We start from the raw sequence: 26,345 nt of genomic DNA, 5'->3' as shown, positions 1-26,345 counted from the left end.
GGATCCGCCATGGCGGTGATAAGCGAAAGATTCGATCGGCTCGGGCGCCTGTCCGGGGGCGCATCCGAGGGGAAGCGGTATCGCCTGGGCATCATGGGCGGGACCTTCGATCCGATCCATATCGGGCATCTCGCCTGCGCCGAGCAGGCCCGCGTCGCCTTCGGGCTCGATGTCGTGGTGTTCGTGCCCACGGGAAACCCCGCATTCAAGCAGGGCCAGGAGGTCACCCCGGCGATCGACCGCCTGCGCATGTGCCGTTTGGCATGCCTGGGGAACGCTGCGTTCGACGTGAGCTCCCTCGAGACGGATCGCGAGGGCGTCACCTACACCATCGACACGCTCCGCGCCTTCCGAGAGCACTATCCCGGCAATGTGGAGTTGTATTTCATCACGGGCGCCGACGCGATGTTCTCCATTCTCAAATGGCGCGATCCCGAAGAGATCGCCCGCCTCGCCCATCTCATCGCGGTCACCCGCCCCGGCTACGAGTTTTCGAACGAGATCAAGGAGTTCTTCGCCATCTCGACCGGGTTCGACATCACCTACCTCGAGATGACGGCGCTGTCGATCTCGTCCAGCATGCTGCGCGAGTGGGTGGCGGAGGGGAAATCGATACGCTATCTGACCCCGTCGAGCGTGTGGGCGTACATAAAGGAGAAGCGGCTGTACCGGGGCGCTTCGAGCGACGCCCCGGCATAGGCCGCGCGGAAGGAAGGCCCTATGGGCGAAAGAGAGCCGAGCGTGTTCGGCAAGGCGAACTACGACCGCATGAAGAAGCTGCTGGAAGACCGCGTCGGATCGAAGCGGTATGCCCATTCGAAGGGCGTCGCGAAGACCGCCAAACGGCTCGCCGCCGTATACGGATACGACCCGAATGTCGCGCGCATGGCGGGCATACTCCACGACTGGGACAAGGGGCTTTCCGCTGACGAGGTACGGGAGCGGGCGCGCGCGCTCGGGGTTGAGGCGCGGCCCAAGGTGATCGAGGACATGCCCTGGCTCTTGCACGGGCCGACCGCGGCGAAGGCGCTCGAGGCGGAATATCCGGAATTCGGCTCCGAGGTGTTCCAGGCCATCGCACGCCATACGAGCGGCGCCGCCGATATGGCCCCGCTCGATTGCATCATATACATCGCGGACATCATCGAACCCAACCGGACGTTCGGCGACGAACGGGGGATTCGGCGCCTGAGGGAACTGGTGGGGAAGGTGCCGCTCGATCGACTGTATTTCGAGGCGTTCAAGTACACGCTCCAATTCCTGGTCGCCAACGACCGCCAGCTCGCTCCCGATACGCTCGAGATTTGGAATGCGCTCATGCCGAAGTACGGGTTCGTGAGGCACTTCAGGTAGGGGGATGCCGGAAAGGGGGAAGGCGAGGCATCGGGTTGACGTAAAAGAAAGCCTGCCCTCGACAGGATCCCGCGCTTCCGCCGACGCGGAAGCGCCCCGCTTGCGCTCCGCTCCGGCATGAACAAGCCAGAGGGCTTGTTCATCCTTCTCAGGTTCGAATCCTGTCGAGGTATCAGATTAACGTTGAAGAAAGATGGTGCCCTCGACAGGATTCGAACCTGCGACTTTCTGCTCCGGAGGCAGACGCTCTATCCCCTGAGCTACGAGGGCGGATGAAGCGGTGCTGATTATACGCTATTTCATCCTGGGCGACAGGCCGCTCGGTAAAATCGCACAACAGTAAAAAGCAGCTCGAGACGAGCGACGAGACGAGGAAGTGAATGAAAGCAACCATCGCCATAGATGCGCTGACGTACGGACCGGCCGGCATCGGGCGCACCCCCGAGGGCAAAGCGGTGTTCGTGAAGGGCGCCGCACCGGGCGATGTCGTCCGCGTCCGGCTGGAGGACGAGAAGAAGTCGTTCTCCACCGGGCATATCGTCGAGCTGATGCAGGAAGGCCCCTCGCGCGTGCGCGCGACCTGCCCGTACGCCGGCTCCTGCGGAGGGTGCCCGTGGCAGCACGTCGCCTACGATGCCCAGCTGGAGGCGAAGCGCGGCAACGTCGTTTCCGCGCTCTCCCGCATCGGGCATTTCGACGTGGGATTCGCCGAGGCCATCGTCGAGCCGTGCCGTCCCAGCAAGCGTCAGATGGGCTATCGCAACAAACTCGAGCTTTCCACCATGCGCGACGTACGGGGCGGTCTGGACGTGGGCATGATGCGCGAAGGCTCCCACGACATCCTCCCCATCGGCGCCTGCCCCTTGGCGCACACGGCAATCCAAAAGGCCCCGAAGGCCCTGCGGGGAGCGCTCCGCTACCTCGAGGGCGACCGCGATCTGGGCATCTACCGCATCGGCGTGCGGCATAGCGTTCGCACGAAATCGACGGAGATCGCGCTCTGGACGCCTGCGGGCGGGTTCCCGCGCGCCGCGGCGGCGAAGACGCTTTCGAGCGCATTGAAGGCGACCAGCATCGTTCGCGTCATGGCCGATCCCGGCAAGCAGCGGAAGATCAAGGGCGTCGAGGTCCTCTCCGGCGCGGGCCACTGGTGCGAGCGGCTTGGCGGATTCGATTTCAAAGTGAGTGCGCCGAGCTTCTTTCAGATCAATACCGCCCAAGCCGAGACGCTGGTCGATGTCGCGCTTGCGGGGCTGGATATGGGCGAGGAGAGCGTCGTCGCCGACCTGTATTGCGGCGTCGGCACGTTCACGCTTCCGCTTGCGGATGCAGCCGGCGAGGTTATCGCCGTGGAAAGCGCCGCGAGCAGCGTGCGCGACCTGCGCCGCAACGCCGATGACGCCCACGCGTGGATCGACATCCTGGGAGGTGACAGCGCGCGCGAGCTTGCCGGCATGGGGCACCTCGATGCGCTCGTCGTCGATCCTCCGCGCGCGGGGCTGGCGGAATCGGTGCCGGCCGACATCGCCAAAGCGGCGCCCGACCGCATCGCATACATCAGCTGCAACCCCTCCACGTGGGCGCGCGATGCAGCCCGCCTGGACGGATGCGGCTACCGCCTGGCGCGCGTCGTTCCTGTCGACCTGTTCCCCCAAACGTACCACTGCGAGCTGGTGAGCATCTTTTGCAGGGGGTAGCCGTCGAGAATTTTGATGAACCCCGCGGTTACGCCGCCTCTTTGCGGTACCGTTTGGCGCAATGAGACCACGGTTATCCGTACCGCTTTCCATCCAGGAGGTTGCATGACCGCAACGAATAAAAACATCACCGCCACGGCGCGCGAGGCCGCGCTGATCGCCGCCCGAGCGGCGGACGAGAAGAAGGCGGCCGACCTCATCGTCCAGGAGGTGGGCGAGATCACCTCCGTGTCGGAGTATTTCGTGATCGCGACCGCGGCGAACAACCGGCAGGTCGAAGCCATCATCGACGAGGTCGAGGAGCAGTGCCGCGCGCGTGCGGGATGCAAGCCCCTCCATCGCGAGGGCATCGACTCCGGCACCTGGGCGCTTCTCGACTACGGCGACTTCGTCGTGCACGTCTTCCAGCCGGAGGCGCGCGACTACTACCGCCTGGAAGCCCTCTGGAACGATGCCCCCATCGTGGACCTGAAAGAGGCGGAAATCACGGACGTGGAGTACTCGGATCGCATCGCCCAGCTGATGCAGGGGTAGGCACCGTCCGGAAATCGCCCGCACCCCGCCCTCCCGTTTTCACTGATTGAGTGGGGATGGGGAGGACTAGGCGATTTCGTGTACAATGCGTTGTTAGGAAAATCGAGGCACAGGACGAGTGCATTCGGAATAGAGGAGTTCACCATGGCGCTTTACACGCCCGCATATCAGCCGAACGGCAACGAGATCGCCGTCATCGAAACGTCGAAGGGCACCATCCGCGTGCAACTCGCCGGGAAGGATGCCCCCATCCATGTGGGCAACTTCGTCGAGCTGTCGCAGAAGGGCTTCTACGACGATCTGAAGTTCCATCGCTACGTCGAGAACTTCGTCATACAGGGCGGCGACCCGAAGACCCGCGACCTGACCTCCGAGCAGGTGGCCGCCGCCTCGGCTAATCCCTTCAGCGGTTTGGGCACGGGCGGTCCTGGCTATAGCATCAAGGCCGAGTACTCCACCAATCCGAACAACAGCCATGAGGATGGCGCGTTGGCCATGGCCCGCTCCCAGATGCCCGATAGCGGCGGCTCCCAATTCTACCTGTGCCTGGGCGCCCAGCACTTCCTGGACCCGAACTATACGGTGTTCGGCCAGACCATCGAGGGCTTCGATGTCATCAGGCAGCTGCGTGCGGGCGACGTGATCGAGCACATCGAGATCGAGGGCGCTAACGCGTAGCGCGCAGGCGTTCTTGCCGGACGGCGCAATGGCAGGCCAGGAGAGGATTCAGATGAACAACGCTTTATTCCAGCAGGCGAGGGAAGCTTACGGCGCGAAGGATTACGTAACCGCGCTGGAGGGCTTCACCCAATGCCTGCAGGGCGCCGGCGAGGGAGATTCGCTGGCGGCTGGCGAGCTGGGGTTGCTGTACCACCAAATCGGCAACTGCCTGATGAAACTTCACGACTACGATGAGGCGATCCACGCGTACACCCAGGCCACGGCCGATACCTCCTACGACGGCATCGGAGCGGTGAACTGCAATCTGGGCAACTCCTACGCCGCCCTGCACGATTACGAGAACGCGGTGCAGCATTTCGAGATCGCCGCATCGGACGCCAAGTATGCGAGCGTCTACAAGGCGTATTCGGGAATGGGCAAGGCGTACCTCAAGCTGGGGAAGAGCGCCGAGGCCGGTGCTGCGTTCCGCTCCGCCGCCCTCGACGACGCGAACCCCAACCCCGCGCAGGCACTGCTCAATCTGGGCATCTGCTTCATGGCGCTCAATCGGCCCGCCGATGCCGTCGCCAGCTACGAGAGCGCCCTGCAGTTCGGCATGACCCCCGAGGTGCGCAACAAGCTCTATGCCAATCTGGGACAAGCCTACACGAGTACCGGGCAGATGCAGAAAGCGGTCCAGGCGTTCGAGAATGCGCTGGCGGACAAGACGTATTTTCTGAACGACGCAGCCAGCGTCGATTACCAGCGCGCGGTGGGCTCGGTCGCGCAGGGGACGGCGGTCATGCAGCCGGTATCCCCGGAAACCGCCCCGCAGGCTGACATGTCGGGACTCGATGTCCCCGGCGACGGGGCGCCCGTCTACACCCAGACCGACATGGAGGCGGCGGCGCAGAACCCGTACTACTACACCGATTCCTACAACGTGCAGGACGGGTACTCCTCGGGCGACGACCGCTTCTTCAACGCCACCGAAGAGGAGATCGAGCGCTATAGCAAGGGCGTGGCGAAGCAGGATCGCAAGCGCCGCAACGTGGGCTTGAAGATCGTCGTCACCCTGATCGTCGTGCTGCTTCTTGCCGCCGCCGCGGCGGTGTTCGCCTACACGCAGGGATACGGATACCCCACGCAGGGTGCGGTCGTCCAACAGCTGTTCAGCGACAAGGATGCCGCGGCGGGTTCGCTGTTCAGCGGCGACTTGGATCAGAGCACCGTCGCAACGATGCTCGACCCGGTGGTCTCCGACGGCAACGTGCAGGTCAACGGCGTGGAGCGTTCGATGAACCAGAGCATCGCCTACGTCACCGCGCACACGGCCGAGGGCGGCGAGGTCCAATACCGCGTCACGCTCGCGCGCGACGGCATCGGCTGGAAGATAGCGAACGTCGAGCTGTACTTCGCGTCGCAGAATTAAAACGGTTTCAATGGGCATGCCGGGGTTCGCCTCGGCATGCTTGTGCGATAGGAAAAGAGCGCGGCCGCTGCGCGAGAAGCGGCAGAAAGAGTATACGGGGAACATCGATGGCAGAACAGAAGACGTACACGATGATCAAGCCCGACGGCGTCCGCAACGGCCACATCGGCGAGATCGTCAACCGCTTCGAGCGCGCGGGCCTCAAGATCGAGCGCATGGAGCTCGGCATGGTCACGCCCGAGCAGGCGAAGGCGAACTACGCCGAACACGAGGGCAAGCCCTTCTACGACGGGCTGATCGCCTACATCACCAGCGGCCCGGTCGTGAAGATGGTCGTTTCCGGCGAGGGCGCCGTTGCCAAGGTGCGCGCGCTCATGGGCGCCACCAACCCCGCGGATGCCGCCCCCGGCACCATCCGCGGCGATTTCGGCCTGATCATGGACGAGAACGTCATCCACGGCTCCGACAGCCCGGAATCCGCCGAGCGCGAGATCGGCGTGTTCTTCGGCTAGGGGCGTTTCCATCCGGCAACTGCATGCGGCGAGGCGGGCTTTCGGGCCCGCCTTCGCCTTTTCCATCGCCGGTCGTTTCGCTGTGGTGTCGCTATGGTGAAACGCTGTCCGAGGCGCCCGTCGATCCGATCCCCTGTGATAATATGGGATACTGCAAAATTTTCTCGAAATGAAGGATCACCTTTATGTCGTTTATGGATTGGTTCAATTCGGCCGGATCGTCGTATGACATGGCGATCGACCTGGGGACCGCGAATACCCTCGTCGCCGTTACGGGCGAAGGCATCGTGATCAACGAGCCCTCCGTTGTCGCTATAGAAAAGAGCACGCATCGCGTCCTTGCCGTGGGCCACGAGGCGAAGAACATGATCAACCACACGCCCGACGCGTTCTCAGCTGAGCACCCGCTGCACGACGGCGTGATCGCCGATTACGACGTCACCGAAGCAATGCTCTCGGCGTTCATCAACAAGGCGGTCGAGCGCAAATACCCCTGGCAGCCCAAGCCGCGCATCGTCGTGTGCATCCCCTGCGGCGCCACCAGCGTGGAGAAGCGCGCCGTCTTCGAGGCCACCATCCAGGCGGGCGCGCGCCAGGCGTACCTCATCGAAGAGCCCATGGCAGCCGCCATGGGGGCCGATCTGCCGGTGACCGAGCCCACGGGCAGCATGGTCGTCGACATCGGCGGCGGCACGACCGAGGTCGCCGTCATCAGCCTGGGCGGCATCGTCACCAGCAGCAGCCTGCGCCTTGCGGGCAACCGCATGGACGAGGCGATCGCCATGTACCTGCGCGACCTTCTGGGCATCAAGATCGGCGAGCGCACGGCCGAGGTCATCAAGATCAAGATCGGCTCCATCCTGCCGTTCGACGACGGCCGCGAACGCGACATGATCATCAGCGGCCAGGACGTGCTCACCGAGCAGCCGAAGGAGGTCACCATCCAGTCCGAGGACGTTCGCGCCAGCCTGCAGTCCTCCATCGACGAGATGGTGCTCCACATCAAGGAGACCTTCAAGAAGACCAATCCCGACCTGGCCAGCGACATCATCCAGAACGGGATCCTGCTCACGGGCGGCGGCGGCCTGCTCTCAGGGCTCGACCGCTACCTGTCCGAACAGCTCGAGATCCCCGTCTGGGTCAGCGAGACTGCGCTCACCAACGTGGTCATGGGGTGCCTGAAGGTGCTCGAGACCCCCACGGCGTTGAAGCAGACGCTCATGCGCTCGCGCTAGGCGCAGGTAAGCTCCGCCGCATGGCTTTGGATTTCAGACAAGACCCATCGTCGGTGAGGTCGGCGGTGCTGCTCGTCGTGTTGCTGGTGCTCTCGCTCGTGCTGATCACAGGCTATGCGCGCGAGGGCTCGACGGGCCCGCTCCACAACGTGCAGGGCACGGTTTCGAGCGTGTTCACTCCGGCGAAGGTGCTTTCGGGCATGCTCTCGGGCGCCGAGCAATCGACCTCCGACATGGTTTCGAACGCCCAGGCGAACGAGGACACGCTCACGGCGCTGCGCACGACGAACGAGGAGCTGCGGCAGCGCGTCGCCCAGATGGAGGAGTACTACCAGGAGGCGCAGCGCCTGCAGGAGCTTCTGGGCGTGAAGGACCAGTACGCCATGGAAGGCGTGACCTGCCGGGTGATCTCGCGCAGCACCGATTCGTGGAACCAGGTGCTCACCATCGACGGGGGCACCGACGACGGCGTCCGCGCCGGCCTGCCGGTGATCGGCGGCAGCGGCCTGGTGGGCCAGGTCATCTCGGCCTCGGCCACCAAGGCGGACGTGCGCCTGCTCCAGGATCGGCAGACGGGCGTTGCCGCGATGATCCAATCGAGCCGCGCGGAGGGGATCCTCGTCGGCTCCCTCGACGGCTTGCTGTACCTGGAGGACGTGAGCAGCGACGTCTCGGTCTCGACGGGCGACGTCGTCATCACCTCGGGGCTCGGCGGCGGCTATTACCGCGGCATCATGATCGGGACGGTCGTGAAGGTCGACGGTTCCCAGGGCGACGAGAACCGAAAGATCATCGTCGAGCCGAATGCCTCCGCCTCGCCCCTCGAAGAGGTGATGGTGGTGACCGGCATGAATTCCTCCGGCCTTGCCGAACCGTCGGATCCGAGCGGTTCCACCACGTCGAAATCATCGAGCAGATAGGGAGGAGCCCGCATGTCACGCGAAATGAAACTCATCGTCATCGGCGGCATCGTCACCGTGCTCCTTCAGGTGGTCATCGCCCCCAACATCGCCATCTTCCAGGTGGTTCCGAATTTCATGCTCGTCTACTCCCTGGTCATCGCCATGCTCCTGCCAAGGGATTCGGTGCTCGTGCTCGCCTTCGCGCTCGGGCTGACATCCGATCTTCTGGGATATGGACCGGTCGGCGGACTCGCCTTCCTGCTCACCCTCGCCGCGTTCGCAGCGCAGCGGCTCCATGCCGTGTTCGGACACGACACCGTGGGCGCGCCGCTGGCGATCCTCATCGCGCTCTCACTCGTCGTCGACATCCTGTACGCGGCGTTTTTGCTCGCCCTCTCCGCGAGCCTGTCTCCGTTGGATGCCTTCGTGTACCGGGCGCTTCCCTGCGCGCTGTACGATGCGGTGCTCGGGTTGATCCTGTATCCGCTCGCCTCGCGGTTCATCCAAGGGGTCCAACCCACGATGAAGCCCGTCGGCCCCTCGCAATTCCGATAGGGGGTGCCGCATTGCTGCCAGCGATACTCGCGGGACTGGCTACGCTCGCCCTCATCGTCTTCGTCGTCGTGATGGTGTCCCGCCGTCGGAACCGGAAGAACAGGAGCGTGGTCTCCGCCTCGCGCGGGCTGAGGACCATCGACACGTTCGGCGTGGAGCCTGCGAAGCAGAAGACCGGATTCGGCGTGACGGGGCATACGCAGGTCGCGGAACACACCACGGCTTCCGCGGGAGCCGGATCTGCCGTCGAAGGGCGCTTCGTCGCCATGGGCGTGGCGGCGGCCGCCATCTTCGGCTCGCTGGCCGCGAAGCTGTTCAGCATGCAGGTGCTATCGTCCTCGTATTACAAGGACGCTTCCGCCTCCAACCTGTTCACCACGGTGTACACGCCGGCTCCCCGCGGGATCATATACGATGCCGGCGCCGTGCCCCTGGTCACCAACCGCTCGAGCTACGCCGTGCTCGCCGAGGCGGGCGTCGCCAACAACCACGACGTCGTTCAGCGGCTGAGCACGCTGATGGGCATTCCGAAGCAGGTCGTGCGGCAGCGCATCCTCGATACCACGAGCGGGGCCCAGGCGTCGCGCGTGGTCCAAAACGACGCGACCCTGCGCGAGGTGGCCTTCATCAGCGAGCATTCCCCGGCATTCCCCGGCATCACCTGCGAGATGCGCACCCAGCGCGTGTACCCGTACGGCGCGCTGGCCGCCCACGTGCTCGGGTACACGGGCACGGCGTCTGAGCAGGACCTCGCGAACGCGTCGGCGGGGCAGAACCTCCAATCCGGCGATATGGTGGGCAAGAGCGGGGTGGAATCGTACTACGAGGAGCTGCTCGCCGGGGATCACGGCGCCCGCACGGTGCTCACCGATGCCGCGGGAAACGTCAAGGAGGTGACCAGCACCACGGCGCCGTTGCGGGGCAACGACATCTACCTCACGATCCGCGGTCCCGTGCAGTCCGCGGCGGATCAGATCCTGCGCGACATCGTCGCGCCCGGAGGGGTGTTGGGGCAGGGCAGCGGCACCGGCGCGGGCCTGGTGTGCCTCGATGCCACCAACGGCGAGGTCATCGCGCTTTCGAATTTTCCCACGTTCAGCCCTGCGAGTTTCATCGGGGGCATCTCCCAGGACGCGTGGAACGAGTTCAGCTCCGCAGATTCGTACTACCCGCTCATGGACCGCGTGGTGCAGGGCACGTACCCCGCCGCCTCCACGTTCAAGGCGTTCACCAGCATGGCCGCGCTCGACAACGGCATCGCCGACGCGACCTCCGGGTTCGACTGCAGCGGCACGTGGACGGGGTTCGGCACGGCGTTCGCCCAGAAATGCTGGCTGACGACCGGCCACGGCCACCTCGATCTGGTGGGCGGCATCGCGCATTCGTGCGACGTCGTCTTCTACGAGATCGCGAAGGGCTTCTACCAGAGCTCCACGCTGCCCGAGACCGCGCTGCAGGACTCGATCATGTCGTATGGGTTCGGCAGCAAGACGGGCATCGACCTGGCGGGCGAGGCCTCGGGGCGCATCCCCACCCCTGCTTGGAAAGCGGAATATTTCAAAGACGCGCCCGAGGAGGCCGTGTGGCAGGGCGGCGATATGACGAACATGTCCATCGGGCAGGGTTACGTCCTGGTGACCCCGCTGCAGATCGCCGCGGGCTACTGCGGCATCGCCCGGGGGAAGATATACCGGCCGCATGTGCTGAAGGAGGTGCGCAACTCGCTCGGCGAGACCGTGCTCTCCTACACGCCGGAGGTGATCGCCTCGCCTCGGCAAAACGCCGCCAACCTCAGCCTGGTGCACCAGGGCCTGCGCGACGTGATCACCGTGAACGAGTTCAACAAGCACTTCTTCTCGGACATCGACGTCGAGGTCGCGGGGAAGACCGGCACCGCCGAGGTCGCGGGGAAGAAGGACTACAGCTGGTTCTGCTGCTACGCGCCCGCCGACGACCCCAAGTACGTGGTGGCGTGCCTGGTGGAGGAGGGCATCTCCAACAGCGCCAATGCGATTCCCATGTGCGCCGAGGTGCTGAAGGCCGCGTTGGACTACGATAGCGGGACGCTGGACAAGAAATCGATCAACGCCATCAGCGGAGCGTATTCGGTCAATGTGAGCAGTTCGGGCCCTGCGGACTCGAGCCGGACGGATTAGGGGGAGATATGGGCACCGTGCAACGCATGCAGCAGATCTCCTCGCTTGCGCAGGCCGACCGCCAGGTGGCCGCGGCGACCGCGCCGCGCCGCTTCAAATATCTCAATGTGCCGCTGCTGGCCACCGTCGCCGTGCTGGTGATCTACGGGCTGCTCGTGGTCTATTCGGCGGTCGCGGCGAACGAGAATTACAATTTCTCGCGCCAGGTCGGCGGCGTTGCGATCGGCATCGCGCTCATGCTCCTGCTGTTCCGCTTCGATTACCATCAGCTCTCCCATTATTTGGTGCTGTTCCTCATCATCAACATCGTGCTGATCATGAGCCCCCACATCCCCCTGATCGGCCAGTCGGCGAACGGGGCCACCTCGTGGGTGGGTATCGGCAAGGTCCGGTTCCAGCCGGGCGAGTTCGCGAAGATCACGGTGATCCTGCAGGCGGCAAGCGTGGTGTCGCGCTATCACGGCAAGCTGACCGACCCCCGCGATTTCCTCAAGGCGCTCGCGCTCATGCTCGTGCCCTTCGTGTGCATCATGACGCAGCCCGACCTCGGCACCGGCATGGTGTACCTGTTCATCGCCGGGGTGGCGCTTCTGGTGAGCGGGGCGCGGCCGCGCTACATCGCCATCGTCGCGGGCGTTCTGGCAGGCGGCATCGTGGCGCTTTTCCTCATCGATCCCATTGCCGATGCCATCGCGGGCCATGACGTGCTGCTGAAGAACTACCAGCGGGCGCGGCTGCTCGTGTTCTTGGACAACAGCTACGACACCTCGGGCGACGGCTACAACCTCCGGCAGGCCAAGATCGCCGTGGGGAGCGGCGGGATCCTGGGCAAGGGTTGGATGAACGCGACCCAGAGCACCCTCGGTTACCTGCCCGAGGCGCCCACCGATTTCATCTTCTGCGTGTTGGGCGAGCAGTTCGGCTTCGTGGGGGCGCTGGCGCTGCTCGCGCTCTACGGCCTGCTCATCGCCATCATCTATCAGATCGCCTATAATGCCAATGACCTGTTCGGCACCGTGCTGGTCATGTGCGCCGCGGGCATGTGGCTGTTCCAGATATTGGAGAACATCGGCATGGATATCGGGTTGATGCCCATCACCGGCATTCCGCTGCCGTTCATGAGCTACGGCTCGTCGTTCATGGTCGTGAATTTCGTGATGCTCGGATTCATCGGATCCGTGTGGGCCCATAGCGGGCGATGAAGGAGGATGCTCATGCCGAAGATGCCAGTGGATGTGGGAGCGCTGCTCGAAGCCATGACCGATGTGGACGCCGCACGGCAGATGCCGCTGCACGTGGCGCTCTTCATCGATCCCACGGCGCCGGAGGATATCGCACGGTACGTGCGCGGCCTGTTCGCCACCACGTCGGCGCGATGCACGGTGGAGCCGCGCGACTTTGCGCGCGCCGCAGCGACGGTGCGGATCGGGTGCGATGTCGCCGTGCTGCTCGCAGCTGATTCCCCCGAAACGGGGCCGATGGTGAAGGTGCTCAACGGCGATGGGGTTCCCGCCGTGGTGGTGACGGCCTCCCCGGACGCCATCGCATCCGCCGCCGCGGCAACGGGCGACGCGCTCGCTGCGGAGGATGTCGTCGCACCCGATCCCGCGGTGGACGGCGGGTTGCGGACGGCGGACGATCCGCTCAACCAGGAGCCGTACCCCCTGACGGTCGACCGCGAGCGCACCATGGCGACACGTTTGGGCGAATGGTTCGTCGCGACATTCCAGCGAAAGCGCCTGGCGTTCGCACTGGCCTTCCCCTTCGTGCGCAAGCCGCTTGCGAACAACGTGATCGCCCTCGCTTCGATCGAGAATGCCGGCATCGGCGCTATCCCCTTGATCCCGGGGGCCGATATGCCCCTCATGACCGCGAACCAGGCCAGGATGGTGCTTCAGATTGCGGCGGCGTACGGCCTGGACATCGGGACGGAACGGTGGCGCGAGCTTGCCGTTGTCGTGGGAAGCGGATTCGTCGGACGCACGATCGCCCGCGAGGCCGCGGGCATCGTCCCCGGGCTCGGATGGGCCGTCCGCGGCGGGGTCGGTGCGGCCATGACGCAGGCCATGGGCCGTGCGGCGGTCGCCTGGTTCGAGAAGCAGACGGGCGGCGTGTACGAGGCGCCGCGCTACGATGGCCGCCGCGATGCCCTGGCGGCGCGCGCCCAAGATGCCCTGGGCAAAGCCGTCCCGTACATCAAGGGCGCCGGAGCCGCCGCGGAAACCCTCGCCATCGAAGCGGTGGGCACATTGTCGAGCGCCGCGGTCGCGGCTGCGCCCCACGCCCTCGGCGCCCTCCGCAAAGCCGCGGCCGCCGCCTCGCCGTACGCGGGGCGGGTGGGGGAGCGGATCGCCCCCTTCGCCGCGCACGGGGTCGGGGCGCTGATCCCCGGCCTGCGCGCCGCCATCGAGGAGTTCTGCAAGCGCGAGGGGCTCGATCCCGACCACTTCGTTGCGGAATTCCTCGACTCCTATTCGACGCGCCGCTCCCGCTAGGGCCGTCCATGGAATCCATTTCCCTCCACGCCGGGCTCGCCTCGGAGATAGCAGCCAGGCTCGGCGAGGCCAACGTTCGCCTTGACGAGCCGATGAGCGAGCACACAACCTTCCGCATCGGCGGTTCGGCCGACGTGTACTGCGAGCCCGGGAGCGTCGATGAGATCCGGTTCGTGGTGAACGCGTGCCGGCAGGCCGGTGCCCCTTTGCACATCATGGGCAGGGGAAGCGACCTTCTGATCGCCGATGCGGGCCTGCGGGGCGTCGTCCTGCGGCTGGGCCCCCGGTTCTCCACGGTCAAGGTTGACGGGTGCGATGTGTTCGCGACCTCGGGCGCGGCGAATTCGCATGTGGGCGAGGTGGCGGCGAAGCATTCCCTCGCCGGGTTCGAGTTCGCCTGCGGCATCCCGGGCACCATCGGCGGTGCCGCCATCATGAACGCCGGGGCATATGGCGGTGAATTCAGCCAGATATGCGTTGACCTCATCTGCCTGGACGCGCAGGGCGATTTCGTCGGCGTGCCGCGCGAGGACGCCGCATGGTCGTACCGCCACAGCATGATGGACGAGGAGGGCCTGCTGATCCTGCAGGCGCACCTGGTCCTCGAGCCCGGATCGGAGCGGGACATCCGGTCGCGTATGCTCGAACTCGCGTTCAAGCGCCGTGAAAAGCAGCCGCTCGAGATGCCCAGCGCCGGCAGCACGTTCAAACGCCCCGAGGGGGGCTACGCCTCGAAGCTCATCGACGATGCGGGCCTGCGCGGCCTCTCCGTCGGGGGCGCGCAGGTGAGCCGGAAGCACACGGGGTTCATCGTGAACACGGGCGGGGCCACGGCGCAGGATGTGCGCATGCTCATCGACCAGGTTCGGCAGCGGGTCGAGGAGCGGTTCGGCGTGGATCTGCAGCCCGAGGTGCGTATGTGGGGCTTCGGCGAAGAATAGGGCGCTGGGCGCTGCGCCGTCGCGCGGTTTCGCTATGATTGCCCAACCTGATGGGGGAGTAGTCGGCGCTCCGGACGAGCGCGGCATGTCAACAATCTCGGCGAGCGTCGCCTGGCATGCCTGAAATGATGAGACTCATCGTCTGGCCAACGGACGAAAGGTTTCATCATGATCGATTTTTCCATTTTCACGACGCCCGAGGCGTGGATCAGCCTGATCACGCTCGTCTTCCTCGAAATCGTGCTGGGCGTGGACAACATCGCCTTCATCGCGCTGACCACCAACCGCCTTCCCCGCGAGCAGCAGCATATCGGCCGCAAGCTGGGCCTGGCGGGCGCCATGGTCATGCGCTGCATCCTGCTGTGCTTCGCCAGCTGGCTCGTGCATATGACCCAGCCGGTCTTCTCGGTCGGCCTGGGCCCCTATGCGCACGGCTTCAGCGTGCGCGACCTCCTGCTGGCCGCGGGCGGCATCTACCTCATATACAAGGGGGTCGACGAGCTGAAGAGCATGCTCGCCTTGGAGGAGCTGCGCGCGAGCCACGGCGACGAGGAGGACAAGAAGAGGCATCAGATCGGCCTGGGCCAGGCGGTCGGCACGATCATGGTCATGGATATCGTATTCTCCATCGATTCCGTCATCACGGCAGTCGGCATGGCGCAGCATCTGATCATCATGATCATCGCGGTCATCAGCGCCGTCCTTCTGATGATGGTCTTCATCGATGTGGTCAGCGATTTCATCAACGAACACCCCGAGATCAAGATCCTCGCCCTCGTCTTCATCGCATCGATCGGCATATTGCTCACGCTCGACGGGTTCGGATTGCGCACGGGCATCGATATCGAGGCCTTGGGCATGCCGCTTGAAAAGGTGCTCGTCTACTTCGCCATGGTGTTCAGCCTGGCGATGGAGGTCATCCAGATGGTCTACAACAAGCGCGCCGGGGCCTTCTACGCCGAGCGCGAGATCGAGCAGGCGAAAGCCAAGACGACCGCGCGCTTGAACGAGCTTGCGAGCAGATTGGACCAGGAGCGCCGCGCGGCGGAATCGGGGTCCCTCCGATAGCCGGGGCCCGGCTTGCGTTCTGCCTGGCATATCGAGCCAGGTGGGATGGTATACTAGCGCCCGTATCGCACGTTTCAGAGGGGTTCCGCATGGCGCAACATGTCAAAACCGATGGAAAGGCGGGCGCACGGGCGGGGAATCGCGCCCCCGCCGCGCCGACCGTCGTCTATCCTGATGGCAGCGGGCTTCGCCGTCCGCTCGACCTTCCGCGGGCGCAGTGGATCGCTCTCGTGGCCATCGTCATCATCGCGGTCATCTTCGCGGGCATAGGGACGGTGCGCACGTTGGACGATGTGGTGAACCGCGAGGCGAAGCAGGCTGCGGAGGTCGAGTCGGTTTTGAAGGCCGGCACTGCGCAGGACGTGGTCAAACTGTCATCGTATGCGGGGCTCGATTCCGCCGCCATGCGGCAGAGCATGACGGATGCGGGCATGACGGTGATCGATGCAACCGCGGTGATGCAGAATGATTCGAACGCGATCGACCTCATCAAGATTCCCGCGAATATGAGCGCCGCCGAGGCGGCTGCGGCATATGTCACCGGCGTCGACGGGCTCTCCGCTTCGGATGCCACCAAGTTCCTCATGGGGTCGTGGCGGCTGACGCAGCAATCGGCCGGCTCTGTCGACATGCGCGTCCGCTATGCCGACCTTGGCGCCACCACGGCGGAAGAGGCCATACAGAATGCGATTGCGACCCAGGGGTTCGACGCTGCCATGGTGTACGATTCCGGGATCGATTCGAAGAACAACACCTACAAGGCCGGCCGCGCGGAAATCGGCGGGACCCCGTATACCTGGACGATCAGCGTGTGCCCCTTGAACGAGGTGTATTCCGTCAGCGGCATCCCGTCGACCGCGCAATACGTGGGCGTGCGCCTGACCGCGGCGTAGGGGGCGTGGGCCCGCATGCCTTCCGGGGGTGCGGGCCCTAGGAGAATAGCTCGTACCCCTCGTCGGAGAGTATCAAATCGATTGCGCTCGGCAGGACCCGGATATGCATGGGGGTGTTGGCATCGATCGGCTCCCCGTCGTATTGCACGGGCAGCACCGGATCGGTGATGATGGAGATGTCCGCCCCGCGGTAGTACACGAGCGCGTCACTGTCCTTCAGCGCCTTGCCGCTGTGATCGATGGCGCTGCCGAGCACGGGCGGCAGCAGGTTCCACGCTGTGTCGGTCCGCAGCACGAGGACGTCGAGCAGACCGTCGTTGGGCTGGTTCTCCGTCGCGAAGCTGATGTCGAACTGGATTTTGCTGAAATTCAGTATGAGGACCCCCACGCCCTCGTGCTCGTAGCGCGTTCCGTCGATATCGATCGAGATGCGTGCGACGGTGGGGTTGGGGTTCGCGAACGCGGCGCGGAAATACGCGGCGGCGCCCCAGCGCTTCTTCTCGGTCTTCGCATCCTGCATGATCTTCGCGTCGTAGCCGCATCCGGCCATCATGCTGAAGCCGAACTTTCCCTCGGCGGTTTCCCCCTCGGCCAGGTCGAAGGCGAGGCGCTTCCCCTCCCGCGTGAGCTTCGCGAGTGCGAAGGGCTCGATGGGGGACACGATGTTCTGCGCCAGGAGGTTGGCGGTCCCGGCGGGGTAGGGGAGCACGGGCACCCCTGAATCGCGGAGCAGATAGCACACGCTTGCCACGGTCCCGTCGCCCCCCGTGGCGACCACCGCGTCGAAATCGGCCGCGTCCGCCAGCTTCGGTGCGAACGACGAGCTCGCGTCGACCGTGCGCAGGACCACCTCGTCTTCCGCCTGCGTGAACGCGCGGATGAAGTCGTATATGGCTCCATCGCGGTACCCCGACGAAAGGTTGTTCAACACGAGCAGTTTCACAAAGACCCCCTTGAATTGCTATCATAGGTCTGTCGATAGTACACCAATCAAAAGGACAATCGTTGCTCATCACCGATCAAGGCCAGCTCGAGGAATTCGTTCGAGGCGCGATCTCGTCGCAGGTTCTGGCAATCGATACCGAATTCCTTCGCGAGAAGACCTACTATCCCAAGCTGTGCCTTCTTCAAATGCAGACCGACGATCGGACGGTCCTCGTCGATCCGTTCGCCGTGCGCGACCTGACGGTGCTCAAGCCGCTGTTCGCCGCTCCCGGCTTGTTGAAGCTGTTCCATGCCGGGTTGCAGGATATCGAGATCCTCTACCATGCGGTCGGCATCATGCCGCGCCCCGTGTTCGACACGCAGATCGCGGCTGCCCTTCTGGGGCACACCCAGCAAATAGGGTACGGCGCCCTCGTGTCCAGCGTCTGCGGGGTGCCGCTGAAGAAGACGGATTCGTACACCGACTGGTCGCGCCGGCCGCTGTCGCGCTCCCAGCTGGATTACGCGGCGGATGACGTGGTCTACCTGCCGAAACTCCACGAGAAGATGGCGGCGGAGCTGGAGCGTCTGGGGCGCACGCATTGGCTCGACGAGGACTTCGCCGCCCTGGTCGACGAGGCCAACTACGCCGATGACGCTCGGGAACGCTGGCGCCGCCTGAAGCGGGTGAACCAGCTTTCCCGCAAGCAGCTTGCCGCGGCTCGGGAGGTCGTCGAATGGCGCGAGATGCGGGCGAGGAAGGCGAACATCCCCCGCAAATGGGTGATGAGCGACGAGCAGGTCGTGGAAGCCGTCAAGCGCGAGGCGCGCACGATAGACCAGCTCTTCATGGTGCGCGGCATGCACGAGAAGCTCTCCACGGCAGATGCGCGGGAGGTCGTCGGCGCTTTGGCGCGCGGGCTTGACCTTCCCGCCGACCAGCGGCCCGCGCTCGACCGCCCCTCGAAGAACGAGGCGAACGTGGATGTCGAGGTCGATTTCATGAGCGCGCTCGTGCGCCTGCGCGCACGGCAGAACAACATCGCCTTCCAGACGCTGGCGAGCCACAACGACCTGGCAGCCCTCGCGCGCGGATATCGGGATGTGGACGTCCTTCGCGGGTGGCGGCGCGACATCGTCGGCGCCGAGCTGCTCGACCTCCTCGCGGGCAATATCAGCCTTTCCATGGAGATGGGAAACCTCACGGTAACGAAATCCCCTCAGAGGTGAGACAGGCGATACCCTTGCACAATCCCGCGTCGGCAGGAGTCCGGCGCATGAACGAAAAGGATACTCGATGACCTACACCTACATCATGCTCATCGTCCTCTCGACGGTTATCGGCTTCGGTGCGCAATGGTATGTGAACCGCCAGATCAAGAAGTACTCGAGCATCCGCTCCAGCTTCGGGCTGAACGGGCGGCAGATGGGTGCCAACATGCTCTCCTACCATGGCGTGCAGGGCGTGCAGTTCCGCCAGGGCGGCGAGGGCGAGGACCATTTCGATCCGCGCGACAACTCCGTCACGCTCGATCCCCATGCCTTCAACCAACCGAGCATCACGGCGATCGCCACCGGCTGCCATGAGGTGGGCCATGCCTGCCAATTCGCGCAGGGGTACGCGCCCATGAAGATCCGCAGCAGCCTGGTGCCCGTGGTCAACTTCGCCTCGAACGCTTGGATGATCGTGTTCGTGGCGGGCATCTTCCTGAACATGGTCGGGCTCGTCAACCTGGCGATCCTGCTGTATGCCTTTGCCGTGCTGTTCCACCTGGTCACGCTTCCGGTCGAGCTCAACGCATCGCATCGGGCGATGGACTACCTGGTCGCTGCCGGCCTGCCCGAGCAGGAGCGCGCCGGCGCGTTCAGCGTCCTGCGGGCCTGCGCGCTCACCTACGTGGCCGCCGCATTGGTGTCCGCCATCCAGTTGCTGTACCTGTTGCAGGCCCGCAACAACTAGGAGCCCCGGTTTGGAACCCGTCGTCGCGAACATGCCCCTCCAAGCGGGCGCGAAGCCGCTCTCCGTCTCGCAGGCGATGGCCCGCGCGAAGGAGGCGCTCGAATCCTGCCGCGCCACCCTGGTCGGCGAGGTATCCGAAGTCTCCGATCGACCGCAGTACAAGGCCGTGTACTTCACCGTCAAAGACCGCTCGGCCGCGCTGCCATGCCTGATGTGGAAGGACCGGTACCGAGCGTCCGGCGTCGATCTGCGCGTGGGCATGCGCGTGCAGCTTACGGGGCGGTTCTCGCTGTATGCCGCCAAGGGCCGTATGAACTTCGACGTGTTCAGGCTCACCCCGGCGGGGGAGGGAGACTTGCGCGCCAAGGTTGCCGCGCTGGCGCGCAAGCTGCAGCGCGAGGGGCTCATGGCCCCCGAACGGAAGCGGCCCCTTCCGGTCCTGCCGTCGACGATCGGATTGGTCACCAGCCCGAACGGTGCGGCGGTCCACGATGTCCTGCGCACGCTGCGCAGGAGGTATCCTCTGGCAACCGTAGTGCTCGCCGGCGTGATGGTGGAGGGCGCGCAAGCCCCCCTCGCCCTTGCGCAGGGTATCCGGACGGTTGCCGGGGCCGGGGCGGAGGTGGTGCTCTTGGTGCGCGGCGGCGGCTCGTTCGAGGATCTCATGCCCTTCAACGACGAGATGCTTGCACGCGAGGTTGCCGCATGTCCCGTTCCCGTGGTCACCGGCATCGGGCACGAGCCCGACACCTCCATCGCGGATATGGTTGCCGACCTGCGCGCCTCCACCCCCACCGCGGCGGCGGAGGCGGTCGCGCCCGAGAGGGAGGAGCTTCGCATGCGGCTTGCGGCCGCGGAGGGGGCCTTGAGCGGCGCGCTCCGCCGAAGCGTCGAGTTCAATCGGCTGCGGCTCGATCGCGTGGCGAGCCGCCCGGTGTTCTCCGATTCGCATGCCCTGCTCGCCGGTGCCGCGCAGACGCTCGACATCCAGCAAGAGCGCCTCCGCAAGGCCCTGCCGCACAACCTCGAGCGCGATCGCGCCGACATCGCCCACGCGGCCATGCGGCTGCGCGGCGCCTCGACGGGCGTCATCGCGCCTTTCGAGGCGTCTTGGCGTCTGCACGCGTCGCGTCTGAACGACCTGTCGCCGTTGGCGGTCATCGGGCGCGGGTTCTCCCTCACCCGGGGAGATGACGGCGCGATCGTGCGCAGCGTCTCGCAGGTGTCCGTTGGGGGGAACGTCTCCGTCCAGCTTTCCGACGGGGTGCTCGACTGCTCCGTCGAAGGCATCGCCTCCCCCGTCCCATCATCGTCGTAAGAAGGAGTACGCATGTCCGAGGATACGCGCCCAGCACCCGAAAACCTTACCTTCCGCCAAGGGATGGCGGAGCTCGAACGCATCGTCGCCCAGCTCGAAGGCAACTCCCTGGAGTTGGAGGACAGCCTTGCCGCCTACGAGCGCGGCGTCGCCCTGCTCCGCGATCTGCGCGGCCGGTTGGACGGCGCCCAGCAGAAGGTGGACGTGCTGATGGGCGAGCTCGAGCAGGATGCCACCGACGAGGAGATCGACACCACGCTCCACAAGGCATAGCTTTTCATGCTGCTTCGAGCCGCCGGCTTCGCCGTGCGTGCTACACTCGAAACGGATGCCGATCGAAAGGACGCCGCCATGCAAGATAAGGACTGCATCTTCTGCAAGATCGCCTCGCATGAGATACCCACGAACGTGGTGTACGAAGATGAGCATGTCATCGCCTTCGACGATATGGAGCCGCTCATGCCGGTGCATACGCTCATCATCCCCAAGGACCACTATCGCGACATCGCCGACGACGTGCCGGAGGAGGCGCTCGGCCACGTATTCGCCGCGGTCAAGAAAGTTGCCGAGATCAAGGGCGTTCGCGAGGACGGATTCCGGCTGATGGTGAATACGGGGGAGAACGCGAGCCAGAGCGTGAAGCATTTCCACGTCCATATGCTGGGCGGGGGATGGATGCCGCGCCCGAACGACCAGGACTGGGGGCCCAACGCCACCAACGCCGCGGAGCGGCATCCCCGGGCATAGCCTCCCCACCTGCCGCCCGCGCCGCGCTGCCGCGTCGCGCTACCGCGTCGCGCGCGGGGATCGCGATTTCCTCGTTGCGAGCGGGCGGGTCGCCCGCGGTTCCGGGCGGAGCTGCGTTCGGCGCGGATATGCCGTTTGCCGATTCCCCTTCATTGAGCAGGGGGAACCTCGTCTTTTCCGATAGAATTCGAATCTCAGGGAATGAGAGGGAGGATCGTTTTGAACATCCTGGTCGTCAACGCCGGATCATCGTCGCTGAAATACCAGCTTATCAACATCGAAACCGAGAAGGTTATCGCGAAGGGACTGTGCGAACGCGTCGGCACGGCCGATTCGTTTCTGAAGCACACCACCGATACCGACGAGCTTTCGATTAAAACACCCCTGCCCGATCACGAAGCGGCGATCGACCTCGTCTTGAAATCGTTGGTGGAGGGATCCCATGCGGCGATCGACTCCATCGACCAGATCGACGCGGTGGGCCATCGCATCGTGCAGGGCGGCATGTACTTCGACAAATCCGTCCTGATCGACGACGACGTCAAGGCGAAGATCCTCGAGCTCGCGGAGCTCGCCCCCCTGCATAACCGGGCGGCGCTGCAGGGCATCGAAGCATGCCAGGCGGCCATCCCCAACCGCATGCAGATCGCGGTGTTCGATACCTCGTTCTTCTCCACGCTGCCGCGCAAGGCCTACATGTACGCGATTCCCTACGAGCTGTACGAGAAGTACGGGATCCGCAAGTACGGTGCCCACGGCACAAGCCATCGCTACATCGCCCAGCGTGCGGCGAAGCTCGTGGGGGAGCCGCTTTCGGAATTGAAGATGATCACCTGCCATCTGGGAAACGGATGCTCCGTCACCGCGATCGACCACGGCATGGCGGTCGACACGTCGATGGGGCTTACCCCGCTCGACGGCGTGATGATGGGCACGCGCTGCGGCAGCATCGATCCAGCGGTCGTCACGTTCGTCATGGAGCACGAGCACATGACGGCCTCGGAGGTGAACGACCTCCTGAACAAGAAGTCCGGCCTTCTGGGCGTTTCGGGCGTGAGCAACGACATGCGCACCGTGGTCGAGGCGCTCACCGAGGGCAACGATCGCGCGCTGCTCGCCTACTCGATGTTCGCGAACAGCGTGAAGAAGTACATCGGCCAGTACATGGCGCTCATGGCGGGTGTGGACGTCGTCGTCCTCACGGGCGGCATCGGCGAGAATTCACCCGACATCCGCCGCGCCATATTCGCCGGCATGCAGCCGATGGGCATCGTGGTGGACAACATGAAGAACCATCAGAGAGGATTCGAGCGCATCATCAGCCACGAGAAGAGCAAGGTGCGCATTTGCGTCGTTCCCACCAACGAGGAGCTCATGATCGCGCGCGATACGTACGAGATCGTGCACGAGCGCAGCCAAATCGTCCCGTATTCCGAAAAGGAATAGGCGCGGTTCCGCGAACCGCGCCCGAAGACCCCCTCTAGTTGCGCAGCACGGCTTTCCGCGCTTGCGACTGCACGCAGGTGATGGCGACGACGCCCATGATGTCATCGGCCGACGCCCCGCGCGACAGGTCGTTCATCGGCGCGGCGAGGCCCTGCGTGATGGGGCCGTACGCCTCGGCCTTGGCAAGGCGCTGCACCAGCTTGTAACCGATGTTGCCCGCATCCAGGTCGGGGAAGATGAGCACGTTCGCCCGGCCGGCGACGGGGCTCTCGGGCGCCTTGCTCGCTCCCACGCTGGGCACGATGGCGGCATCCAGCTGGAGCTCGCCGTCGATGAGCAGGTCGGGCGCCAGCTCGCGTGCGATCCGCGTGGCCTCGATCACCTTGTCGCGGTCGGCGTTGGCGACGGTGCTCTGGTAGGTGCTGTGAGAGAGCATGGCGATGCGCGGCTCGGCGTCGAACAGGGTCTTCCAGCTGCGCCCGCTGTTGACCGCGACCTGCGCCAGCTTTTCGGCATCGGGCTGGATCTCGAGCCCGCAATCCGAGAAGAGGAACACGCCGTTCTCGCCGTACTCGCAGTCGGGGACGGCCTCGATGAAGAAGCTGCTCACGCTCTTGATCCCCGGGGCGGTCTTCAATATCTGCAGCGCGGCGCGCAGCACGTCGGAGGTCGCATGGCAGGCTCCGCACACCTGGCCGTCCGCCATGCCCAGCTTCACCATCATCGTGCCGAAGTAGATGGGGTCGTCCATCTTCTCCAGCGCGGCCTCCGGTGTCACGCCCTTGTGCTTGCGCAGCTCGAAGAACGCGTCCGCCAACCGCTGCTTCTCCGGCGCGGTGGGGATGTCGACGATGCGGGCCCCGTCAAGATGGCGGCCGGATGCGGCGATGGCATCCCCGTCGCCCAGTATGATCAGATCGGTGATGCCGGCGGCGATCACCTTCTCCGCCGCTGCCAGCGTCCTGCTATCGTCGCCTTCCGGCAGCACGATCGTCTGCCTATCCTGCTTCGCCTTCGCGACCATCGAATCGATGAAAACGCTCACGGGCGCCTCCCTTCCACTTTGTTCGGTTTGTATGATGATACACGAGCTGCGCGAAGGGTCTGGATAAAATAGCCGTGCGGCGATATTCTCACTTGCGTAGCCGTGTTTCAGGGGTGACGGGGGAAGGGCTCGCTTGAAGACCATCACGTTTGCGATTCCATGCTACAACTCGGCGGCGTATATGGACACGTGCATCGAATCGTTGCTCCCGTGCGGCGATGATATCGAGATCATCATCGTCAACGATGGCTCCACCGAAGACGGCACCAGCGAGCGCGCGCATGAGTGGGCGCGGCGCCACCCGGACACCATCGTCGCCGTCGACCAGGAGAACCGCGGGCATGGCGGAGCGGTCAACCACGGATTGGAGTTAGCCCACGGCCTGTATTTCAAAGTGGTGGATTCCGACGATTGGCTGGATGCCGACGCCATGAAAGAGGTCATGGCGTACCTGCGCAGCCAGGTCGAGTGCCGCAACCCCACCGATCTGGTCATCGGCAACTACGTGTACGAGAAGGTGCACGAGGGCAAGCGCACGGTGATGGACTATCGCAACGTGTTCCCCGAGGGCCGGGAGTTCACCTGGGACGAAATCGGGCATTTTCGCAGCAGCCAGTACCTGCTCATGCATTCCGCGATCTACCGCACCTCGGTGCTGCGGGGCATGGGCCTGAAGCTGCCGGAGCATTGCTTCTACGTGGACAACATATTCGTGTACGTCCCCCTGCCGAACGTGCGCACCCTATATTACCTGGACGTGGACATGTACCGGTACTTCATAGGCCGCGAGGGCCAGAGCGTTAACGAGAAGACGATGCTCGCGCGCATCGACCAGCAGCTGCGCATCACGCGCACGATGATAGACGCGGTGGACATCCAGCGCATCCCTCAGCCGAAGCTGCGGAAGTACATGGAGAACTATCTGTCCATGATGATGTGCATCTGCAGCGTGTTCCTTCGCATGGAATCGGATCCCGATGCGGAGGGGAAGCGAATCGCGATATGGGAGTATCTCAAGCAGAAGCGGCCGGGCATGTACCGCGCCATCCGCAGCAATGTGCTCAACCTGGGCGTGAACCTGCCGGGCAAGGCGGGGCGGAGGTTCGGCTTGGGCGGGTACCGCATCGCCCAGAAGGTGTTCAAGTTCAACTAATCCCGGTAATCGGCCGGATTCTTCGATCCGCTTCCGGTGAGGTTCGCATTCGTCCTCAGCTCGCGCCCGAACTGCACGGCGTCCTCGCCGAACCGGTCGCGGACCGAATCGGTTGCCGCATGCAGGGCGCGCCTATCCGGGGAAGGGGCGATGGACTCGCTGTCCCCGTCGCCGTCAAGAGAGAACAGGGAAAGCTGCCGAGGAGCCTCTCCGCCGACCTCGAAGTTGCTCGCCTGGGCGCCCACCAAACGCAAGGCGGTGCCCGGGTGCCAGATATCGTCGAGCAGGCGGCTGAGAATAGGGGCGAAGACGGACTCGTCGTCCGAGGGCGCTTCGAGCCGCTGCTGCGCCGTTCGGACCTTCAGGTTGCCGTAGCGCACCTTCAGCGTCAGCGTTCCCGCTTTCAGGCCTGTCCGCCGCAGCCTCCTGCCCACCTTCGCGGCGACGGTCCCCAATGCCGCCTCGATATCGTCGCGCTGCGTCAAGTCGCGGGCGAAGCTGATCTCATTCCCCACGCTCTTGGCAGGATCGCGCTCCGCCGACACCGGGTCGGTATCGGCGCCCTTGCATCGCGCGCGCATCATGTCGGCGTTCTTGCCGAACACGCGCCGCAGCACGTCGTCATCGGCGCAGGCCACCTCGCCGAGCGTGTGGATGCCGAATTCGGCGAGTCGTTCCTGCGCGACCGTGCCGATGCCGCTCATGCGCTTCGTGGGCAGAGGGGCGAGGAAGGCGGCTTCGCAGCCGGGCATCACGGCCGTGATGCCATGCGGTTTATGCTGCTCGGAGGCGGTTTTCGCAACCGCCTTGCTCGACCCGAGCCCGATGGAGCACGATATGCCCAAACGCGCCACGCGCTCCTGTATGGTTCGGGCCAGCTGCACGGGATCGCTGCGGTTGTGGACGGTGGGCGACACGTCGAGGAAGGCCTCGTCGATGCTGACTTGCTGGAGGAACGGGCTGGCGTCCAACATGATGGCCATGACCTTCCGCGACACCTCCTTGTAGCGGCTGTAGCGCCCATGCGTCCATATGGCATCGGGGCACAGCCGCCGGGCGGTGCTTGCGGGCATGGCTGAATGCACGCCGTATACCCGCGCCTCGTAGCTTGCGGTGGAGATGACGCCGCGCGCATCGGCGCTGCCTCCCACGATCACCGGCTTGCCCCGCCAGGCCGGGTGGTCGAGCTGCTCCACGGATGCGAAGAAGGCGTCCAGGTCAAGCAGCAAGATGGCGCGTCCTTCCCATGCGGCGCGGGGCCCTACTACATGTAGGGGGTCGGCATCGGGGGGCTTGTGGGTCTGTTCGGAAATCATGCA

The 26,345-nt window shown here is 64.8% G+C and carries 26 protein-coding genes and 1 tRNA gene; 23 read left to right on the top strand and 4 right to left on the bottom strand.

Annotated features, from left to right (window positions below; all coding sequences use genetic code 11):
* The first annotated feature begins 9 nt into the window (after positions 1-9).
* Together nadD and yqeK are read left to right on the top strand one after the other, a co-directional pair.
* Positions 10-699, top strand: a complete 690-nt coding sequence (gene nadD, locus NOV21_RS03400) for a nicotinate-nucleotide adenylyltransferase (RefSeq protein ID WP_283171379.1) — start codon at positions 10-12, stop codon at positions 697-699.
* Positions 700-720: 21 nt separating this feature from the next.
* Complete coding sequence (gene yqeK, locus NOV21_RS03395) at positions 721-1,353, top strand: bis(5'-nucleosyl)-tetraphosphatase (symmetrical) YqeK (protein WP_283171378.1); 633 nt, start codon at positions 721-723, stop codon at positions 1,351-1,353.
* Between the two features lie 194 nt (positions 1,354-1,547).
* Here the strand turns inward: yqeK and NOV21_RS03390 are convergent.
* A tRNA-Arg gene (locus tag NOV21_RS03390) sits at positions 1,548-1,623 on the bottom strand.
* Between the two features lie 110 nt (positions 1,624-1,733).
* On the opposite strand from NOV21_RS03390, the gene rlmD reads away from it, so the two are divergent.
* The 14 genes from rlmD to NOV21_RS03320 all read left to right on the top strand — a co-directional run bounded on the left by rlmD (position 1,734) and on the right by NOV21_RS03320 (position 16,433).
* Positions 1,734-3,050, top strand: coding sequence for a 23S rRNA (uracil(1939)-C(5))-methyltransferase RlmD (rlmD, locus tag NOV21_RS03385; RefSeq protein WP_283171377.1), 1,317 nt, complete (start codon positions 1,734-1,736; stop codon positions 3,048-3,050).
* A 105-nt stretch (positions 3,051-3,155) separates the two neighbouring features.
* The gene (gene rsfS / locus NOV21_RS03380) at positions 3,156-3,584 is read left to right on the top strand and encodes a ribosome silencing factor (RefSeq protein ID WP_283171376.1); all 429 of its coding nucleotides are present in this window, start codon (positions 3,156-3,158) and stop codon (positions 3,582-3,584) included.
* Positions 3,585-3,728: 144 nt separating this feature from the next.
* Complete coding sequence (locus NOV21_RS03375; RefSeq protein WP_283171375.1) at positions 3,729-4,262, top strand: peptidylprolyl isomerase; 534 nt, start codon at positions 3,729-3,731, stop codon at positions 4,260-4,262.
* 52 nt (positions 4,263-4,314) lie between these two features.
* Positions 4,315-5,676 (top strand): tetratricopeptide repeat protein, encoded by a 1,362-nt coding sequence (locus NOV21_RS03370; protein ID WP_283171374.1) that lies wholly within the window; start codon positions 4,315-4,317, stop codon positions 5,674-5,676.
* A 107-nt stretch (positions 5,677-5,783) separates the two neighbouring features.
* A complete protein-coding gene (gene ndk / locus NOV21_RS03365) occupies positions 5,784-6,188 on the top strand; it encodes a nucleoside-diphosphate kinase (protein WP_283171373.1) in 405 nt (134 codons plus the stop codon).
* A gap of 185 nt (positions 6,189-6,373) precedes the next feature.
* Positions 6,374-7,423, top strand: a complete 1,050-nt coding sequence (gene mreB, locus NOV21_RS03360) for a rod shape-determining protein (RefSeq protein WP_283171372.1) — start codon at positions 6,374-6,376, stop codon at positions 7,421-7,423.
* Positions 7,424-7,443: 20 nt separating this feature from the next.
* Positions 7,444-8,343, top strand: coding sequence for a rod shape-determining protein MreC (gene mreC, locus NOV21_RS03355; RefSeq protein ID WP_283171371.1), 900 nt, complete (start codon positions 7,444-7,446; stop codon positions 8,341-8,343).
* A 12-nt stretch (positions 8,344-8,355) separates the two neighbouring features.
* Positions 8,356-8,880 carry a rod shape-determining protein MreD gene (gene mreD / locus NOV21_RS03350; protein ID WP_283171370.1) on the top strand — a complete coding sequence of 175 codons (525 nt, stop codon included), beginning with the start codon at positions 8,356-8,358 and terminating at the stop codon, positions 8,878-8,880.
* Positions 8,881-8,891: 11 nt separating this feature from the next.
* Complete coding sequence (gene mrdA / locus NOV21_RS03345) at positions 8,892-11,036, top strand: penicillin-binding protein 2 (RefSeq protein WP_283171369.1); 2,145 nt, start codon at positions 8,892-8,894, stop codon at positions 11,034-11,036.
* Between the two features lie 8 nt (positions 11,037-11,044).
* Positions 11,045-12,238, top strand: a complete 1,194-nt coding sequence (rodA, locus tag NOV21_RS03340; protein ID WP_428978403.1) for a rod shape-determining protein RodA — start codon at positions 11,045-11,047, stop codon at positions 12,236-12,238.
* A gap of 12 nt (positions 12,239-12,250) precedes the next feature.
* A complete protein-coding gene (locus tag NOV21_RS03335; protein ID WP_283171368.1) occupies positions 12,251-13,531 on the top strand; it encodes a YcjF family protein in 1,281 nt (426 codons plus the stop codon).
* Between the two features lie 8 nt (positions 13,532-13,539).
* Complete coding sequence (murB, locus tag NOV21_RS03330; RefSeq protein ID WP_283171367.1) at positions 13,540-14,472, top strand: UDP-N-acetylmuramate dehydrogenase; 933 nt, start codon at positions 13,540-13,542, stop codon at positions 14,470-14,472.
* A 168-nt stretch (positions 14,473-14,640) separates the two neighbouring features.
* The gene (locus NOV21_RS03325) at positions 14,641-15,540 is read left to right on the top strand and encodes a TerC family protein (RefSeq protein ID WP_283171366.1); all 900 of its coding nucleotides are present in this window, start codon (positions 14,641-14,643) and stop codon (positions 15,538-15,540) included.
* 89 nt (positions 15,541-15,629) lie between these two features.
* Positions 15,630-16,433, top strand: a complete 804-nt coding sequence (locus NOV21_RS03320) for a teichoic acid transporter (RefSeq protein WP_283171365.1) — start codon at positions 15,630-15,632, stop codon at positions 16,431-16,433.
* A gap of 37 nt (positions 16,434-16,470) precedes the next feature.
* On the opposite strand, the gene NOV21_RS03315 is transcribed toward NOV21_RS03320, so the two are convergent.
* Positions 16,471-17,376 (bottom strand): diacylglycerol/lipid kinase family protein, encoded by a 906-nt coding sequence (locus tag NOV21_RS03315; RefSeq protein WP_283171364.1) that lies wholly within the window; start codon positions 17,374-17,376, stop codon positions 16,471-16,473.
* A 62-nt stretch (positions 17,377-17,438) separates the two neighbouring features.
* Between NOV21_RS03315 and rnd the strand changes: the two genes are divergently transcribed.
* The 6 genes from rnd to NOV21_RS03285 all read left to right on the top strand — a co-directional run bounded on the left by rnd (position 17,439) and on the right by NOV21_RS03285 (position 22,828).
* Positions 17,439-18,587: a ribonuclease D gene (gene rnd / locus NOV21_RS03310; RefSeq protein ID WP_283171363.1), complete on the top strand. Its 1,149-nt coding sequence runs from the start codon at positions 17,439-17,441 to the stop codon at positions 18,585-18,587.
* 67 nt (positions 18,588-18,654) lie between these two features.
* Positions 18,655-19,317 (top strand): zinc metallopeptidase, encoded by a 663-nt coding sequence (locus NOV21_RS03305; RefSeq protein ID WP_283171362.1) that lies wholly within the window; start codon positions 18,655-18,657, stop codon positions 19,315-19,317.
* A gap of 10 nt (positions 19,318-19,327) precedes the next feature.
* Positions 19,328-20,635, top strand: coding sequence for an exodeoxyribonuclease VII large subunit (gene xseA, locus NOV21_RS03300; protein ID WP_283171361.1), 1,308 nt, complete (start codon positions 19,328-19,330; stop codon positions 20,633-20,635).
* A gap of 12 nt (positions 20,636-20,647) precedes the next feature.
* Positions 20,648-20,908 (top strand): exodeoxyribonuclease VII small subunit, encoded by a 261-nt coding sequence (gene xseB / locus NOV21_RS03295; protein ID WP_283171360.1) that lies wholly within the window; start codon positions 20,648-20,650, stop codon positions 20,906-20,908.
* A gap of 78 nt (positions 20,909-20,986) precedes the next feature.
* A complete protein-coding gene (locus NOV21_RS03290; protein ID WP_283171359.1) occupies positions 20,987-21,382 on the top strand; it encodes a histidine triad nucleotide-binding protein in 396 nt (131 codons plus the stop codon).
* Between the two features lie 219 nt (positions 21,383-21,601).
* Positions 21,602-22,828, top strand: coding sequence for an acetate/propionate family kinase (locus NOV21_RS03285; RefSeq protein WP_283171358.1), 1,227 nt, complete (start codon positions 21,602-21,604; stop codon positions 22,826-22,828).
* Positions 22,829-22,862: 34 nt separating this feature from the next.
* Here NOV21_RS03285 and pta read toward each other — a convergent pair whose 3' ends face one another.
* Positions 22,863-23,873, bottom strand: coding sequence for a phosphate acetyltransferase (pta, locus tag NOV21_RS03280; protein ID WP_283171357.1), 1,011 nt, complete (start codon positions 23,871-23,873; stop codon positions 22,863-22,865).
* Positions 23,874-24,006: 133 nt separating this feature from the next.
* On the opposite strand from pta, the gene NOV21_RS03275 reads away from it, so the two are divergent.
* The gene (locus NOV21_RS03275; protein WP_283171356.1) at positions 24,007-25,026 is read left to right on the top strand and encodes a glycosyltransferase family 2 protein; all 1,020 of its coding nucleotides are present in this window, start codon (positions 24,007-24,009) and stop codon (positions 25,024-25,026) included.
* Here NOV21_RS03275 and dinB read toward each other — a convergent pair.
* The gene (gene dinB / locus NOV21_RS03270) at positions 25,023-26,255 is read right to left on the bottom strand and encodes a DNA polymerase IV (protein ID WP_283171355.1); all 1,233 of its coding nucleotides are present in this window, start codon (positions 26,253-26,255) and stop codon (positions 25,023-25,025) included. The two genes, NOV21_RS03275 and dinB, sit on opposite strands and share 4 nt — an antisense overlap.
* Positions 26,256-26,345: the final 90 nt, after the last annotated feature.

Origin of the sequence: Curtanaerobium respiraculi (assembly GCF_024609215.1) — a bacterium.
Lineage (GTDB): Bacteria > Actinomycetota > Coriobacteriia > Coriobacteriales > Eggerthellaceae > Curtanaerobium > Curtanaerobium respiraculi.
Note: the sequence above shows the minus strand (reverse complement) of the source record. Positions and strands in the feature narration are given on the sequence as shown.

Excerpts from the sequence above, each read along its gene's own strand:
- mreB (WP_283171372.1), top strand. The coding sequence starts at position 6,374 with ATGTCGTTTATGGATTGGTTCAATTCGGCCGGATCGTCGTATGACATG.
- nadD (WP_283171379.1), top strand. The coding sequence starts at position 10 with ATGGCGGTGATAAGCGAAAGATTCGATCGGCTCGGGCGCCTGTCCGGG.
- rlmD (WP_283171377.1), top strand. The coding sequence starts at position 1,734 with ATGAAAGCAACCATCGCCATAGATGCGCTGACGTACGGACCGGCCGGC.
- rsfS (WP_283171376.1), top strand. The coding sequence starts at position 3,156 with ATGACCGCAACGAATAAAAACATCACCGCCACGGCGCGCGAGGCCGCG.
- NOV21_RS03320 (WP_283171365.1), top strand. The coding sequence starts at position 15,630 with ATGGCGCAACATGTCAAAACCGATGGAAAGGCGGGCGCACGGGCGGGG.
- NOV21_RS03325 (WP_283171366.1), top strand. The coding sequence starts at position 14,641 with ATGATCGATTTTTCCATTTTCACGACGCCCGAGGCGTGGATCAGCCTG.
- rodA (WP_428978403.1), top strand. The coding sequence starts at position 11,045 with ATGGGCACCGTGCAACGCATGCAGCAGATCTCCTCGCTTGCGCAGGCC.
- mreD (WP_283171370.1), top strand. The coding sequence starts at position 8,356 with ATGTCACGCGAAATGAAACTCATCGTCATCGGCGGCATCGTCACCGTG.
- murB (WP_283171367.1), top strand. The coding sequence starts at position 13,540 with ATGGAATCCATTTCCCTCCACGCCGGGCTCGCCTCGGAGATAGCAGCC.
- NOV21_RS03290 (WP_283171359.1), top strand. The coding sequence starts at position 20,987 with ATGCAAGATAAGGACTGCATCTTCTGCAAGATCGCCTCGCATGAGATA.
- xseB (WP_283171360.1), top strand. The coding sequence starts at position 20,648 with ATGTCCGAGGATACGCGCCCAGCACCCGAAAACCTTACCTTCCGCCAA.
- mreC (WP_283171371.1), top strand. The coding sequence starts at position 7,444 with ATGGCTTTGGATTTCAGACAAGACCCATCGTCGGTGAGGTCGGCGGTG.
- ndk (WP_283171373.1), top strand. The coding sequence starts at position 5,784 with ATGGCAGAACAGAAGACGTACACGATGATCAAGCCCGACGGCGTCCGC.
- NOV21_RS03305 (WP_283171362.1), top strand. The coding sequence starts at position 18,655 with ATGACCTACACCTACATCATGCTCATCGTCCTCTCGACGGTTATCGGC.
- NOV21_RS03370 (WP_283171374.1), top strand. The coding sequence starts at position 4,315 with ATGAACAACGCTTTATTCCAGCAGGCGAGGGAAGCTTACGGCGCGAAG.
- NOV21_RS03335 (WP_283171368.1), top strand. The coding sequence starts at position 12,251 with ATGCCGAAGATGCCAGTGGATGTGGGAGCGCTGCTCGAAGCCATGACC.
- NOV21_RS03375 (WP_283171375.1), top strand. The coding sequence starts at position 3,729 with ATGGCGCTTTACACGCCCGCATATCAGCCGAACGGCAACGAGATCGCC.
- yqeK (WP_283171378.1), top strand. The coding sequence starts at position 721 with ATGGGCGAAAGAGAGCCGAGCGTGTTCGGCAAGGCGAACTACGACCGC.